This window comes from Candidatus Zixiibacteriota bacterium, assembly GCA_026397505.1.
Classification (GTDB): domain Bacteria; phylum Zixibacteria; class MSB-5A5; order GN15; family PGXB01; genus JAPLUR01.
Genome location: JAPLUR010000092.1, coordinates 1 through 16,165 on the forward strand (window position 1 = coordinate 1; position 16,165 = coordinate 16,165).

Here is a 16,165-nt window from a genome sequence, read left to right on the forward strand (position 1 = left end):
TATGGTCGGACGCATATCTTTCAGAAATACCGGAGAATAGAGATGAAGAATTACATTATAGGCCTGGCCTTACTACTTTTCGTGACCCCTGTCTTTGGGCAGCAGACATCCGAGGAGGCGGCCCTGAAAGCCGCATTCATAATCGACCTTCTGGGACAGGTGGAATGGCCCGCCGATACCGTGGCGAATCAGATAACGGTTATATCGGTAGTGGGTCAGTCTCCTCTGACCGGCGAACTTCAGAAACTGGCCCAGCAGAAAACAGCCGCAGGTAGAAAAATCGAAGTCCATGTTGTCTCGGCCAAGGATAATTTCATCCGCTCCAAAATTGTTGTTATCGCCACTCAGGACCTGACCGAACTGGCCGCCGTTCTCAAAGCGTTAAAAGGCCTGCCGGCACTGACAGTCAGCGATGGTGATGGTTTCGCGGGATTCGGCGTGATGGTCGATTTTCTTAAGAAAGCTCCCGATGACAAATCGAAACTGAGCTTTGCGGTCAACAAGATGGTGCTGAAAGAGGCCGGGCTTAAGATCAGCGAGAATCTTATCAAGCAGGCCAAGAAGACTTACGGATGAAAAATTATCATTATCCCAGATGAGCTGTACCGAGCACAATCCGCCCCTCCGGGCGGATTTTTTATTGGCAGGGATGATCCGGTCGGCTGCCCTGCGCGGCTGATCGCCCGCAGGAAATGCGAATATTCTACACTTTCGGCAGGCCGGCCAGTATCTGTTTGACTTTCGCCTCCGGAAAATCGGAATCTTCCAGTGTGCCGTAAAGATATTTCTCGTACGCCGTCAGATCGAAATGACCATGTCCGCTCAAAAGAAAGGCAATCACTTTCTTCTCCCCCAATTCCCGGCACTTTATAGCTTCATCAATCGCAATCTTGATTGCATGGGCGCTTTCCGGCGCCGGCAAAATTCCCTCGGTGCGGGCAAACATCACCGCCGCATCGAAGACCTCTTTCTGGCGCACCGCCACCGCCTCTATCAGTCCCTCATCGTGCAACAGGCAGAGAAGCGGGGCATCGCCGTGATAGCGCAACCCGCCGGCATGTATCGCCGCCGGAACAAACGAATGCCCCAGCGTATGCATCATCAGAAGCGGCGTCAATCCCACCGTGTCACCAAAATCGTAATGGTACAGCCCTTTGGTAAGCGTGGGGCAGGCGGTCGGCTCCACGGCAATCAGTCGGATCGAGGTTTTACCGTCCATATTCCCTCTCACGAACGGGAATACAAACCCGGAGAAATTGCTTCCCCCGCCGACACAACCGATCATCATATCGGGGCTGATCCCGGCCTTATCAAATTGCTCTTTGGTCTCCAGGCCGGTAATAGTCTGGTGCAGAAGGACATGATTGAGTACCGAACCAAGCGCGTACTTGGTATCCTCATGCTTGGCGGCGTCCTCCACCGCCTCGCTGATGGCAATACCGAGACTCCCCGGAGAATCAGGGGCATCAGCCAGTATCTTTTTGCCGGAATCGGTCCGGTCGGTGGGGCTGGCATGCACCTCGGCGCCCCAGGTTTCCATCAGAAGTCGGCGATACGGTTTCTGGTTGAAACTCACTTTGACCATATAGACCGTGCATTCCAGTCCGAATAGGCGGCATCCGAACGCCAGCGCCGAGCCCCACTGCCCGGCACCGGTTTCGGTGGCCAGCCGCTTGACTCCCTCTTTCATGTTGTAGTACGCCTGCGGAACCGAGGTATTCGGCTTGTGGCTTCCGGCGGGAGAAACCGATTCATTCTTGAAATAGATCTGCGCCGGTGTACTCAGCGCCTTTTCCAGACGAACCGCTCTTTGAAGCGGAGTCGGACGCCAGATTTTAAATATCTCCCTGACCTCATTGGGAATTTCGATCCACCGCTCCTGGCTCACCTCCTGCATGATCAGCCCCATCGGGAATAAAGGCGCCAGATCATTCGGGCCGATCGGCTGAAGCGTGCCGGGGTGCAGCGGCGGCGGCAGGGGGTGGGGAAGGTCGGGCTGGATATTGTACCATGCCCGAGGAATTTCCTCTTCGCTCAGCATGATTCTTGTCTTGTCCATACCATGACTCCTTATTTTGCATCTAAATTTCTAATTATTCATCAAAAACAAAGGTCGGCTCCTGATAAAACCGGATCGATTTGCTTATTACCATCTTATGAATCGTCTCCTCCAGCCAGTGCCTTTTCTCCTCCAGCGTAAGAGCCGATTTGAGAAACTCCAGCCTGATATTCAGGCCTAATGCACGTTTTGGGAGAAGCACCCGTGTTATTCCCGCCGGAAGTTTCTTGCCGGAATAGACTACTTTCAGCAATTCCTCTTTTTCGAAGGTGCGGAAAATAAAGAGGGTCTGAAATTCCGGATAATTATTTTTCAGGTGAGTCAGATTGGTGTAGCTGACCCGATCGGAGAGGGGCGTGTGAAGATACAGATCGGTTATTTTCTTGAGATACTTTACCTGCTCTATAAGCCCCCCCTCGTGAAAGGCGGAGAAAATCTCCCCATTTTCGAAAGTGAGGGTGCAGAGATAGCCATCCGCTCCCGATTCTTCCACTATCTCACCGTTTTCCTCCCCATCAGGTTTTCTGCCTCCATCGGCAATCCTGACAGCCGGCATTTCACCGATTTTCCGAAGGAAATAATCCTTCCCCAGTTTCTCCACGGCATGGTGCCAGCAGCGAATAGCCAGCCGGTCATCCTCGATATGAACCACCTGAACCGGGATATGATCGAATTTCAGTTTTATCAGTGCCGTGACCCTGTTGGCGCCGTCAAGGACTATGAAGCGGTGGTCGGCGGGGTCCTCGGCCACGATCGGAGGATTTTTTAGGAAGCCCTCGGTCCCCAGACGGTTGACCAGGTTCAGGAGCCGTTCTTCATCGGGGTCCTCATGGAACAAAAGATCTCCAATGGCGACCATTCGGATGTCCGGCAACTCGCCGATTTTCAGATGATTATTACCGTTGTTGTTTTTCAAAATTCGCCTCATCTACATGGTGTCTTGAACCGTACCTGGCCTTGGCCTTCTGCTCCCGAAAAATTGCAAATAAAAAAGGTGGGAATACCAAAATTCAGGTATTCCCACCTGGGAACTACATCAAATAGGCGGGGATACCTATAGCATGCCCCACCACCACTTGGCCGAATTGTTTTTGTTGTTCATAAGGAACGTCATGGTTTAATATAATTAAAACAGGATAATTGTCAACCTCTTTGTTTTGTCTTTTGGATAGGTTCAAGATTATTACCTCGATTATATCAATCAGGTCAAGCCAAATAACTGTTTTAAGGAAAACAGGTTATCTTACTAATGTTCGGACAATTCCAGGGTTAGTTTAGCCTCTTTGGGAAACTGGAGGTTGTCCCAAGCCAAGCTATACCTGAAAGATAATTGATACGGTGGGGATTTACTATTGGGGCATTTCTCCTCGCCGGATAGATATACCCCGCTTGCCGCCGGCAACCGGAATTTGAGCCAATTTCGCGGTTTTGACTGGGAGTAATCGAGCCTAATTTTAAGCCCTTATATTACTTGTTATTAGCTTGTCTAACAGAGACTTAGTTTGTCTATTAACCCGTCTTTTGCGAGCGGCGAGAAGGGCCGAATTGCGCTGGTACGCCAATTGCTTGACCCTGTGGCATAATGGCGGATAAACAGTACGCTTCGTGCTCCCGGTGATGAGAATTTTGAGTCGGGAGAGATGGTTCAATTCAGCCGGCTTTAATCAACTTAAGGCTTTTTTGGCTTTCACCAGTAATGGCAGGGGAGGATTTTGTGTCCCAATCGGATGAAAAGCGTACGGGGAAACCCTCTGAGAAATCAGGCGAGCGGAAAATGGCGGCCGCATATTCCGGTCTCTGTCTGACCTGCAATAAGGCTGTTACCTGTGTTCAGCGCGAGTCCAAGGCGCCGGTTCTTTACTGTGAGATGTTTGTCGGGACAGTCCATTCCTCAGCCGGAATGTCTGGACTCGACCTTGATAAGGAAATCACCATTGCGGCCGATGCCGAGAAACCGGAAGAAACTTCGATTAAGTACACCGGTTTATGTGTGAATTGTGAAAAGCGGACCGGTTGCACCCGAATTGAAGCCAATGGCGGCGTCTGGCATTGTGAGGAATATCGCTCGGAATAATTGGAAACTCGCATCATTCCTGCAATGGTGTTGAAATATTAGAGTATAATAGTGATATTGGATTTACATCGCTGAAGGACTTATAAGGAGGAAATTGCGATGACTGAAGTCACAGAGGCTCTCGGTCTGTGCGCGACCTGTAATTTCGCCTCATCATGCGTTTACAGGCAAGGTCGCGAGGGGCCGATCGAGTACTGCGAAATGTTCGCGGAAATTATCGAAGAACATGGCGATTCCCCCGGCGGACTCATAGCCATACTGGAGGAGATTCAGTCCAAATATGGATACCTTACTCCCGAGGCTCTGAAGATGGTTGCCGAGAAAACCAAACGCGCTCTGGTTGATGTTTATGCCGTGGCCACTTTCTACCGGGCCTTTACCCTCAAACCGCGCGGAAAACACCTTGTCTCGTGCTGTCTGGGAACCGCCTGCCATGTCCGCGGCGGCCCGGCCATCGCTGAAGAAATCCAGAAGCAACTGGGCATCCAATCGGGCGAGACGACGTCGGATAAGGAATTTACGCTGGAAACTGTCAATTGTCTGGGAGCCTGCGCCCTGGGACCTATTGTTGTGGTGGATGGGCATTATTTCTCCAAGGTAAAGACGACCATGGTAAAAGATATTCTGCAGAAAGCCCGAGCCGGGCTCGATACCGTGGAAATCCATACCGACCAGAGAATCTTCCCGGTCGAGGTCTGCTGCCCTCGATGCTATCACACTCTGATGGATTCGCGCCATCTGGTTGATGGTCTCCCCGCGATAACGATCAATATGGCTCTGGATGGAGAATACGGCTGGCTTCGCCTGTCTTCTTTATATGGCAGTTTCAATATTGAGGCCGAATTCAATGTCCCCCCGAATAAACTGGTCAACTTTTTCTGTCCCCATTGTCATGCCGAACTCCTGGGCGCCTCAAATTGCCCCGAGTGTCGAGCCAAGATGGTACCGATGATTGTCCGCGGTGGCGGCATCGTCCAGATCTGCTCGCGGCGCGGATGCAAGGGCCACATGCTTGACCTGGCCGGAACTATTACTTACTGACGGAAGGCGGTATAGGAATGAGAGGAGATCATTAGATGAAAAAACTATCAACCATTGATGAATTTGTTGATTTTCGCCGCCGCATCCTGAGCGAGAAGGAGATTCAATTCGATAAGCCGACCCTGGTCGTTTGCGCCGGGACCGGCGGTCAGGCCAGCGGCGCCAACGATATCATCAGAGTCATCAAACGATATATTCTCGACCATGGGCTGGTCGAAAAAATCGGATTCCGTGTCACCGGATGTCAGGGTTTCTGTGAGATGGACCCCTTCATCCTGGTGCAACCGGGGCGGCATCTCTATCCCAAATTGAAGATGGAAGATGTCCCTAAGGTTATTAAATCTGCTCTTGAGGGCTACGTGGATGAAGACCTTATTTATAAAGACCCTCGGGAGCTCAAGAGCTATCATTATCAGAACGATATCCCTTTCTTTAAGAAGCAAACCCGCACTCTTCTCGGTAACAACGAGAAACTGGATCCGATTCGAATCCTCAATTATATTGAATTGGGTGGGTATGGCGCGCTGGAGAAGGTTCTTGCCAAAATCGATCCGGAATGGATTATCAGCGAAGTGAAAAAATCCGGTTTGCGCGGACGCGGCGGCGCCGGATTCCTGGCCGGGTTAAAATGGCAACTGGCCCGTGCCGCCGGAAAACCCGGCGAACAGAAATATGTTGTCTGTAACGCCGACGAGGGCGACCCGGGCGCCTATATGGACCGCAGCCTTCTCGAGGGAAATCCCCATGCCATCATCGAGGGGATGATAATCGACGGCATTGCCATTGGCGCTACCAAAGGATTTATCTATGTCCGCAGCGAATACCCGCTGGCCATCAAGCATTCCCTGATCGCTCTGGGACAATGCTGCGACCTGGGTATTCTGGGCAAGAATATTCTGGAGACCGGTGTCGATTTTGATATCGAAATTGTCCGCGGCGCCGGTGCCTTTGTCTGCGGCGAAGAAACCGCCCTGATCAAGTCGGTTATGGGCCTCATGGGCGAACCGCGTCAGCGTCCCCCTTACCCGATCGAAAAGGGCATTTGGGGCCATCCCACTTGTATCAATAATGTCGAGACTCTGGCCAACATTCCGGTCATTATCAGTCAAGGTGCGGATGAGTTCCTGAAAGTAGGCGTCCCCGGCAATTCCGGCACCAAGATATTTTCCCTAGTGGGTAAAATCAAGAACACCGGACTAGTGGAAGTACCGCTGGGAATAAAAATCAGCGAGGTGGTTAACGAAATCGGCGGCGGACCGGTCGGCGAGGCCAAAATCAAAGCGGTGCAGACCGGCGGCCCATCCGGCGGCTGTATCCCGGCCAGCATGTTCGACCTGTCGATTGATTATGACAGTCTGGCTCAGGCCGGAACGATTATGGGTTCGGGCGGCATGATTGTGATGGATGAAAATACCTGCATGATCGATGTGGCCCGATACTTCATGAGCTTCCTCAAAGATGAATCATGCGGGAAATGCTTCACCTGCCGCAAAGGGACGCAGCGGATGTTCGAGATTCTCGACGATATCTCCAAAGGAAAAGGAACCCTGGAGCAGATGAGCCTTCTGGAAGAGCTGGCCAATGTGGTAAAAGACACGACCATGTGCGGGCTCGGTCAGACCGCCTCCAATCCGGTTCTATCCACGCTGCGCTATTTCCGCGATGAATATCTCGAGCATATTGTCCACAAGCACTGCTCGGCCGGGGTCTGCAAAGAACTGGTCGGGGCGCCCTGTCAGACCACCTGCCCGTTGGGGACCGAGGCCTGGCGGTATGTGGCCCATATCGCCCGCGGTGAATATGAAGATGCCTATCAGGTCATTCGCGAGGCCAATCCGTTCCCGTCGGTCTGCGCCCGAGTTTGCAATCATCCCTGCGAGAGCAAGTGCAAAGCCGGAACCAGCGGCGGTCAATCGGTGGCCATCCGCGCCTTGAAACGGTTTGTCACCGACCGGGTTGATCCCTCCATATATGAGCCGGTGCGTCTGGCCGAGGCCTCTGCCGACAGCCCGCGCATTGCCATTATCGGAGCCGGCCCGGCAGGACTGACGGCCGCCCATTATCTCTCGTTGAGAGGATATAAATCGACCGTGTTCGATTCCGAGCGGAAACCGGGCGGCATGATGTTCAGCGCTATTCCGGCCTACCGTCTCCCGCGGGAAGTGATTGAAAAAGAGATCGAATCTCTTATTGATGATAATATTACCATGAAATACGATACCGCACTGGGGCGTGATATTAATATCGACGGCCTCTTTGCGGAGGGTTACAAAGCAGTCTTCCTGGCCCTGGGCGCGCATATGAGCAAGCCCCTTGAAATCGAGGGAGAGAACGCCGAGGGTGTGTATCCTTCCGTGCAATTCCTCCGCTCCTTCAATGTCATGGGCAAGAAAATGGCCAAGGGTTCGGTCGGCATAATCGGCGGCGGCAACTCCGCGGTTGATGCCGCGCGTGTGGCGGTGCGACAGGAAGGTGTCAACAATGTAACCATCTTCTACCGCCGCACTCGGAAAGAGATGCCGGCGTACGAGGAAGAAGTTGAAGCGGCCATTCAGGAGGGAATCAATCTGGAGGCACTGGTGACTCCAGTGAAGGTTCTATCAACCAACGGCCATTTGACCGGTCTGCAGTGCCGGCGCAACAAATTGGGTGATGCCGATGCCAGCGGGCGTCGCCGCCCGGTCGAAATCCCCGGCAGCGAATTTATCGTACCGCTCGATACGCTGGTGGTGGCCATCAGCGAGGCCTCTGATATCGATTGTATCTCGGTCGCCAGCTCGATGAAAATCGATACCGATTTGAAAAGCGGTACCGTGAAGGTCGATTTCGAATCTCTCAGCACCAATCGTCCCGGTGTCTTTGCCGGCGGCGACCTGACTACCGGGCCGAACACGATTGTCGATGCCATTGCGGCCGGTAAGAAAGTGGCCGTGATGATCGACCGGTATGTCCGGGGCGAAGAGCTGAAACAGCCGGCCGCGGTTCGCCTGCCGCGGATCTATATCGAACCGGTCAAGGTAGCCGAGGAGATGATGGCCGAGGCCAAACGGGTCGAAACGCCGCGGGCCGGTGTGCAGTGGCGCAAGCGCGGTTTCGCGGAGGTGGAGATGTCGTTGACTCTGGAAGAGGCTGCCCGTGAGGCCTGCCGCTGTCTGCGCTGCGATCTCGATTTCACCCGCCCGAAAGAAACGGAGAAAAAAGAAGTGGAGGTACGAGGATAGCCATATGATTACAATGAAACTAAACGGACTGGAAGTATCGGTCGAGGAAGGGTCAACCCTCTTGGAAGTGGCACGCTTCTATGGGTTCCCCATTCCGACCCTGTGCTTCATGGAGGGTCTTTCGCCGTATGGCGCCTGCCGCCTCTGCGTGGTTGAAATCGGGGAAGGGGCCCGGGCCAAACTGGTTTCTTCCTGCACCTATCCGGCGGAGCAGGGACTGGTGGTTAGGACTGCCTCGACCCGTGTCATGAAGGCGCGGATGATGATTCTGGAATTGCTTCTGGCTACCTGCCCGCAATCCAAAGTCATCCAGGATCTGGCCTCGAAATACCAGGTGCGGCAGCAGCGGTTCAAACAGGAACATGAGGATTGCATCATGTGCGGCCTCTGTACCCGGATGTGCGAGGAGCAGATGATGGCCAAAGCGATCGGTTTCCGAGGGCGCGGCGAAAGAAGAAGTCTCGGCACGCCTTTCGATATCAAATCGGAAACCTGCCGGCTGTGCGGCGGATGTATCTATGTCTGTCCCGCCTGCCAGCTTCGCTGCACCTACACCGATCCGACCGCGGTCATCTGCGGCGGCTGCGCCAATATTCATCCACCCTGCTACCTGAAAGAACAATTCGACGACATGATGTGCTATATGGATCCTTGTGTCGCCTGTGAAATAAAGAAAGATTGACTGAAAGAAGGAGGAAACAATAAATGACATTCTCGAGAGTAAACGCATCGGCCGCCACCCTCACCAAAAACAGGACTGAGGATTCGATTGTCCCCGCATCCGGCATGTGTGTCACCTGCGTGGATGGTTGCATCGGCATGTGCGAAATCGGCAAATCGGCTTATCGCGGTCATGAGGTTATTTACCCGCAGCCGTTCGGCGTCATCACCACCGCGTCCGAAAAAATTTATCCCATCGACTATTCCCATTTCAATATCAGCGGAACCGCCGTCGGCGCTCACGGCATCGAGGCCGATAGCGACAAGGCGATCTTCCCCAATGTCAGCCTCGAGGTCGTATTCGGGCATGACAAGGGTATCAAATTCCGCTACCCGTGGATTATTCCCGGCATCGGCTCCACCGATATCGCCAAGAATAACTGGGAAGGGCTGGCGATCGGCTCCGCTCTGGCCGGCACCGGCCTGACCATCGGCGAAAACGTGGTCGGTATGGATGTCGAATCGGTCATCCAGAACGGCAAAACTGCGGATACCGTCGACCTCAAGCGCCGCGTAAACCTCTTCAAAGATAATCAGCGCGATGGTTACGGTGCCATCATTGTTCAGGCCAACGTCGAGGATACCCGCCTGGCCGTGCAGGAATATGCCATTCAGAAGCTGGGCGTACAGATAGTGGAGCTGAAATGGGGACAGGGCGCCAAGAATATCGGCGGCGAGGTGAAAATCCGCAACCTCAAGAAAGCGCAGATGCTTTATCAGCGCGGCTATGTGGTCCTGCCCAATCCGACCGACCCCAATGTCATCAAGGCTTTCGAGCGGGGCGCTTTCAAGGAATTCGAGCGGCATTCGCGTGTCGGCATGGTCACCGAGGACGGCTTTGCGCAGAGAGTCGAGGAACTCCGTAAAGCCGGCGCCAAATATATTTTCCTGAAGACCGGCGCTTATCGTCCGGCCGATCTGGCCCGTGCCATCATGTTCGCCTCGAAGTACAAACTCGACCTGCTCACCGTTGACGGCGCCGGCGGCGGTACCGGTATGTCGCCGTGGCGGATGATGAATGAATGGGGCGTGCCTCCCGTCGAATTGCACTCCCTCACTTATTTCTACGCCAAGCGCCTTGCGGAGAAGGGCAAACATGTTCCCGCTATCGCGGTCGCCGGAGGGTTCACTTTCGAAGACCAGATTTTCAAAGGACTGGCCATGGGCGCTCCCTTTGTCAAACTGGTCGGCATGGCTCGTTCGCCGATTGCCGCCGCCATGGTCGGCAAAACGATCGGAAAGACCATGGAAGAAAATCAGCTTCCGGTCTATGTCGAACGGTTCGGCAACACCAAAGATGAAATCTTTGTCACCGCCTCCGAATTGCGTCATCAGCTCGGTGATGCGGCGTTCGAGAAGATTCCGACCGGGGCGCTCGGTCTCTATACCTATTATGAGAGACTGGCCCAGGGCCTGCGCCAGTTGATGGCCGGAACACGTAAGTTTAACCTGACCCACATCACCCGTGACGATCTTTTCGCCCTCACCCATGAGGCGGCCGATCTGACCGGCATTAAGTACGTCATGGATGTGGACAAAGAGGAAGTGGACAAGATACTGAACTACTAAGCCCACGCTTTTTGTCACTACGATTTGTAGGCCGAAATTCCCCTCGAATTCCGCCAGCCGCGGAATGGGAGGGGGGTTCGACAGGTTTGAAACACTCACGGCGGGTCACCCGACCCGCCGTTTGCATTAAACGTCATTTGTTGAGAAATTTGTCTATCAAGAATACGGAAAAGTTAAGATACATTTTATCTTAACTACCGCTTTTCATATGCCTTGCTGAATATGAAGCATTGCAGTTCGCTTTTAAACTATCGCCAACAGTGGTTTAGGTACACTCCATGCATTGTATCTTCTAGTCCAGAACCCAAGCATGAATAGACCGATTGCCGGAGAATCGCCTATTGGTTTTAGTGAGTTACTTGAGGCGTACGCCATTTCCTTCTACGGGTTACAAAGATTGGAATCAAAGATAGAACTTCCGGACATTCTCTGCGTCATTTTCGATTGCTGCATTATCCATTTCTTCTTGAATTAATTTCTCCGCAACGTCACTTGGTGCGCCCTGCGATTCAATCTTTTTTGTCTTGGCGGTAGCTCTGGACTGTCTCATCAAAGCCAGCATTTTTTCCCTCCGCAATATGCGTGTTAATTCACTTTCCCTTGCCTCATTTTCACGCAAAGACAGGTTTCTCTTTATTTCCTCAATTGAGCCTGCATGTAAACGCACAATCTCCAAAATCTCCTGCAAGATGTCGCTATCAGAACGCTTGGTTTGCACGTTTGTCTCTTTAATAGAAAGGGCCTCTTTGATGACATTTTCCATTTTTTCCCAAGCCATGTCAAAAGCTGTGTCAAGCGTTGATTCCGTCGGCCCCTTCTCACCACATTTTTTTAATGCATCATTAATTGTGTGTGCAAGTTTGCGAATATCATCTTTTTCAGCCTTGGTCGACTGGAATTGCGCAAGTGGTTGCTGCACATCAGAATTGTCAACCCCAATTAGCAGGTTACAAACAATAGCATCTTTAGTCTTTGATAAAGCACCCGCTTCGAAGTGAATCCATTTCTCGTCCAGATTATCGCCAGTCAAACAAATAATGCCAACCTTGGAAACCTCAAGTCTCGCAGCAATTTCATGTCCCCACCTTGCGCCCTTGCCTATATCCGTAGAAATCCATGGCTCAACTGCTTGTATCACAAGACTTAACCATGATTGAAGGCCTTTTGCGACACATTTGCTTCGTTCGCCAGACCAACTGATAAATACTAACATAATTCACCCTTCCATAAGATATAATCCAGACATGGTGGCCATTCTATTTACAATCTACCCAATGTTAACATATACATCAATCTTGAACATAAATCAACAATAAAATAGGCAAGTTATAATACAGATTCGCCATATCCCGGTAGGGCCGGACGTTGGCGGCAAACCCCTACTTCAACAGCACCATCTTCCGCGATTGGGCGAAATCCCCCGCCTTTATCCGATAAAAATAAACGCCGCTGGCCACCTCTTTACCGCCAGTATCCCTCCCGTCCCAGCGGGCGCTGTACCTTCCGGGAGATTGTGATTCATCAACTATATCCCTTACCTTCCGCCCCAGAATATCATAAACCGAAATAGTCACATGCGACCGCGACGGTACAGTATACTCTATTGTTGTCGCGCTATTGAACGGATTGGGAGCATTCTGCCCCAAGGCAAAGCCATTCGGTACGGGTGGTTCGGTCCCCGGCAGATCGGTGGAATGACACGAATCGGAACCGCGACCGATACCGTTCAGTCGTCGGTTGTATCTCCAGAACGGTGCGGTCGAATGGCAGGAATCGTAAGGCACATCCGGAAAATTGACAAAAACCAGACCGCTGTCAGCCGTAGTGGCGATAAAATCAACATTGCCATCCTTATCAATATCGCCGATAACCGGGCTGTAGCGAAGATAAGTGGAAACCCCCATCTCGGCAATCAGCGGAAAACCGGGCAGGATTCCGGCATTCTTATCCCAGCAGTATATCCTCTGCACATTATAAGTAAAAAAGACGTCGTTGATGGCGCAGGCGACCAGATCCGTCTGACCGTCGGCGTTCATATCGGCCAGCATCAACATATTAAGAATGCTCGGCTGCGGCACGGTTGCAAAGAAACCGCCGATGTTCCCCGGAACAAACGAAGTTCCATCCAGATTCCAGGCCAGAATATAACTGGAACTGAAATCGAAATAGGTGCAGAAATATTCCGGCGTACCGTCATTGTCGATATCTCCAAAAATCGGCGTGGTCGGCAGCACAAAAGTGCCAATACCCATATTGTGGGGCCATCCCGATTTCAGCTGTAATCCCTCATCAAAGGCATAAAGCTGAAAGCCAAAGTCCTCGTAGTAACCATAGACCAAAAGCTCCGGTTTATTGTCGCGGTCAATATCATAAGCGGTGATATCCATGCAGGTAAACGAGCTTCCGTTTAACTGAATCAGCAGACTGTCGGCGGTGGAGCCGTCAATAACGCTCAACTGCTTGAGAAGGCCGCTTTTATCGGTGCAGACATAAAGCTCATCAATCCCATCTCCATCCATATCGACCGGCAAATATGTGGAGTAGTAAGTCAACGAAAAGCGGAGCGAACCATCGGCATTGAGGAGAAACGCTTTGGAAAGGCTGCCGCTATAAATGACAATATGGATTTCATCCAGGCCGTCGCTGTCGACATCCTTCAGGAAGACTTTGGGAATTTCGCGTTCCGTGAGGAGATTGCTGCTGATTCCCGGCAGAATCCCCAGGTAATTGCGGAACGGAGCACTGCCGGAGGGATATCCATACACAATCGGAGGATCATAACCGAGCGCAACAATATCATCGAAATCGTCACGGTCAAGACGCCCCACCGCTATCGGAGTGGCAAAATCATTTGGGGGAAACGAGGGAACTCCGATTGTTTTCGGAGAACCGTCGGCCGAGAAAACTTTAATTCCCTTTGAATCCCCCACCAAGATTTCGTTGGCCCCGTCGGCGTCAATGTCTCCGTAGTTGGGAATGATAGTGGTGATACCATCCAGCTTCGCTTTCCAGGCGCGATCAGTGGAGAAGATCGACTCAAGATGAAGCAGAATCGAATCACTCGCGACCAGACCACTGCGGGAGTAAACCGACATCCGCAACGTATAATCGCCGGCCGTGATGCCCTCGACATACCAGCCCGCCAGAGTCGTCCCGAAAGCCGCGACTGTCTGCACCATGATAGTATCCCACATCGCCGGTGATACCCCAAAACCATATTCCAGAACAAAATGACTGAAATCGGGGCAGTAGGCGCTGCCGCTGATAGCAACCGAATTGGAAATTGTTTCTCCCTCGGTCGGTGTCGTAATTTCGGCGATTGTGCCGTTGGCCAGAGATATTGAAACCATGGAAACATTCGTCGTTCCGACCCGGAGACGAATGGTGTAGCGCCCGGAAAGTCCGGCTGTGTTCCAAGGGGCCAGCAGTCCGCCCGAAACCGGTGAATTGGAAATATCCAACACCGTCCAGCTCATGGGGTCATCACCCTCACCATATTCCAGCGTGTATTCCGTAAAATCAGCGCCATCGGCCAGACCGGTGATATCAACCGAACCGCTGATCACCTGATTGGGGGCGGGAGATTCAATCCGGGCCCGGATAGCGGGCGCGGCCGCCAGCGCTTTTGCCAGATTAACCCGCCCATAGCCGCTGTACTTATCCCAGCCCGGTAAATTCCAGCCGACACCATATGGATCCAGATAGTCGTCGGCGGTCTGCCGGATGATCTGTCGAACGGCATCCGGGCTCAATCCGGGCGAGACGGCCCGAAGATATGCGGCCACACCGACCACATGCGGGCAGGCCATGCTGGTTCCTTCAGATAGATAATACATGGAATCGATAATATGAACCCGGGGCTCCCGAGGATAGGCATTGCCGTACATGTCGGTTCCTTTGGCCCGCAGGGAAAGAATCGCCAGACCGGGCGCCACCACCTCGATATTTTCACCATAAGTCGAAAAAGTGGTCACCCGGTCGGAGTCATTCGAGGCCCCGACCGCTATCACGAATGGCGACCCGGCCGGGAAATTGATCTTCTCGGTAAAATCATTTCCGCTGGCGGCACAGAGAACCACCCCCTTATTTCGCGCATAATCGAGCGCTTCATCTATCAGATGGCTCTGGAAAGGGAGGCCGAAACTCATATTGACCACATCGGCGCCGTTATCGGCGGCATACAAAATGGCGGCCGCGATAATGGTCGTCAGCGGCCAGGGGTCGAATTTAAGGGGCATTATTTTGGCGCCGGGCGCGACGCCTGCCACGCCGCTCAGGTTATTGGTCACAGCGGCCACGATACCGGCGCAGTGTGTCCCGTGCCCTTCATGGTCGGTCGGGTCGTTGTCTCCCCCCTGTCCGATATCGCCGTCGCCGACAAAATCCCAGCCATTGATATCATCGATATAGCCGTTGTTATCGTCATCAATGCCATTGGCCGGAATTTCCCGCGGATTGACCCAAATATTGGCCTCCAGGTCGGGATGCTTCATATCGGCCCCGGTATCAATAATCGCCACGACCACAGTCGAGGTGTTATCCGGGGGATTCTGAAAAACCTCATCGGCATCAATATCGGCATCGGGAATTCCCCTGGTCAAAATCAACTGGTCATTGTTGGAGCCGTCGTTCCTCAACACATGATAGTGTTCCTGGCCGGTATTGGTTAGATTCCATTGTCTCGGGTAAAGGGAATCATTGGGGGATTCGTAAAGCTCAACCCGATATTCGGGCTCGGCGTATTCAACGCCGGGAAGTCTCTCATAATCTATCTGCATCTGAGCGAGATCGGTTTCATTTCCGACATTCAAAATAAAGATATTTTCAAAACCGGTGGAAGATTGCCCTGCCGGTCGCGAGCGAAGAAAGGGCGCCAAGTTGGCCACGCGGTAAGTGCGGTTGAGGGCATCTATACCGGTCATTCCGGTCGTCATCACCCCCTGACTGAGGCTCAGGTTCCTGGGGCGGCTTTCGGTTCGGAATTTGACAACCAACCTGCCCGGCACCGCCTGCGCAGCCTTTGCTTCAGGGGCCGGGCCATAGAAGGGATAAGCGTTCCCGGCGGTGACAAACAAGCATAAGAGCAGAACCGACAGATATCTCATTCCGGACATCTTTTCCTCCTTTTTGAGCGTCTGCAACCAGGATTCTGATTGGCCAATTCAATTCCCACCTTTAAGTCTCTTGAACTCCTTCAAGAAGGGGTTATTTGACTATAAAGATCTTTATACAAGATACAAATTACCGGCCGCCCTTACAAGACTCCTTTTATGGAATCGTTGCCTGACGGCTTTCTGCTGCTATCTGAAAGACGCAGGAAACCGGTGAATCGCTCATTCCCCGGTAATATCTTTATAAGTGTGTAAAAACGACAAGAGGTGTATCCTTAAGATTTACAAGCTGATTCAAAAGGAGACACCTAATGTCGTATAACGAGTTAGATTTTAGCAGGAGAAACATAGTCTTTGCGCTTTCGGAAGT

Annotated in this window: 10 protein-coding genes; 6 read left to right on the forward strand and 4 right to left on the reverse strand. The window is 52.4% G+C overall.

From position 1 onward, the window contains the following. A partial coding sequence (locus tag NT002_09605; GenBank protein MCX6829520.1) for a YfiR family protein occupies nt 1-576 on the forward strand: 576 nt, incomplete at its 5' end. Nucleotides 577-703: 127 nt separating this feature from the next. Here the strand turns inward: NT002_09605 and NT002_09610 are convergent. Continuing rightward, a complete protein-coding gene (locus tag NT002_09610; GenBank protein ID MCX6829521.1) occupies nt 704-2,059 on the reverse strand; it encodes a TrpB-like pyridoxal phosphate-dependent enzyme in 1,356 nt (451 codons plus the stop codon). A 34-nt stretch (nt 2,060-2,093) separates the two neighbouring features. Beyond that, a complete protein-coding gene (locus NT002_09615) occupies nt 2,094-2,975 on the reverse strand; it encodes a ParB N-terminal domain-containing protein (GenBank protein ID MCX6829522.1) in 882 nt (293 codons plus the stop codon). 798 nt (nt 2,976-3,773) lie between these two features. On the opposite strand from NT002_09615, the gene NT002_09620 reads away from it, so the two are divergent. From NT002_09620 to NT002_09640, 5 genes are all read left to right on the forward strand, one after another. Then, the gene (locus NT002_09620) at nt 3,774-4,133 is read left to right on the forward strand and encodes a hypothetical protein (GenBank protein MCX6829523.1); all 360 of its coding nucleotides are present in this window, start codon (nt 3,774-3,776) and stop codon (nt 4,131-4,133) included. A 99-nt stretch (nt 4,134-4,232) separates the two neighbouring features. Next, a complete protein-coding gene (locus NT002_09625; protein MCX6829524.1) occupies nt 4,233-5,174 on the forward strand; it encodes an NAD(P)H-dependent oxidoreductase subunit E in 942 nt (313 codons plus the stop codon). Between the two features lie 35 nt (nt 5,175-5,209). Further along, the gene (locus NT002_09630; protein ID MCX6829525.1) at nt 5,210-8,395 is read left to right on the forward strand and encodes an FAD-dependent oxidoreductase; all 3,186 of its coding nucleotides are present in this window, start codon (nt 5,210-5,212) and stop codon (nt 8,393-8,395) included. Nucleotides 8,396-8,399: 4 nt separating this feature from the next. Next, on the forward strand, nt 8,400-9,077 hold the full coding sequence (locus tag NT002_09635) for a 2Fe-2S iron-sulfur cluster-binding protein (protein ID MCX6829526.1): 678 nt from the start codon (nt 8,400-8,402) through the stop codon (nt 9,075-9,077). Between the two features lie 23 nt (nt 9,078-9,100). After that, nucleotides 9,101-10,684 carry an FMN-binding glutamate synthase family protein gene (locus tag NT002_09640; GenBank protein MCX6829527.1) on the forward strand — a complete coding sequence of 528 codons (1,584 nt, stop codon included), beginning with the start codon at nt 9,101-9,103 and terminating at the stop codon, nt 10,682-10,684. A 403-nt stretch (nt 10,685-11,087) separates the two neighbouring features. On the opposite strand, the gene NT002_09645 is transcribed toward NT002_09640, so the two are convergent. Both NT002_09645 and NT002_09650 read right to left on the reverse strand, forming a co-directional pair. Further along, complete coding sequence (locus NT002_09645; GenBank protein ID MCX6829528.1) at nt 11,088-11,897, reverse strand: TIR domain-containing protein; 810 nt, start codon at nt 11,895-11,897, stop codon at nt 11,088-11,090. A gap of 166 nt (nt 11,898-12,063) precedes the next feature. Further along, the gene (locus NT002_09650) at nt 12,064-15,798 is read right to left on the reverse strand and encodes a S8 family serine peptidase (GenBank protein MCX6829529.1); all 3,735 of its coding nucleotides are present in this window, start codon (nt 15,796-15,798) and stop codon (nt 12,064-12,066) included. Nucleotides 15,799-16,165 lie beyond the last annotated feature (367 nt).

Bases quoted from the DNA above. Each gene is read 5' to 3' on its own strand.
- NT002_09630 (MCX6829525.1), top strand. From the start codon at position 5,210: ATGAAAAAACTATCAACCATTGATGAATTTGTTGATTTTCGCCGCCGC.
- NT002_09635 (MCX6829526.1), top strand. From the start codon at position 8,400: ATGATTACAATGAAACTAAACGGACTGGAAGTATCGGTCGAGGAAGGG.
- NT002_09610 (MCX6829521.1), bottom strand. From the start codon at position 2,059: ATGGACAAGACAAGAATCATGCTGAGCGAAGAGGAAATTCCTCGGGCA.
- NT002_09640 (MCX6829527.1), top strand. From the start codon at position 9,101: ATGACATTCTCGAGAGTAAACGCATCGGCCGCCACCCTCACCAAAAAC.
- NT002_09625 (MCX6829524.1), top strand. From the start codon at position 4,233: ATGACTGAAGTCACAGAGGCTCTCGGTCTGTGCGCGACCTGTAATTTC.
- NT002_09650 (MCX6829529.1), bottom strand. From the start codon at position 15,798: ATGTCCGGAATGAGATATCTGTCGGTTCTGCTCTTATGCTTGTTTGTC.
- NT002_09645 (MCX6829528.1), bottom strand. From the start codon at position 11,897: ATGTTAGTATTTATCAGTTGGTCTGGCGAACGAAGCAAATGTGTCGCA.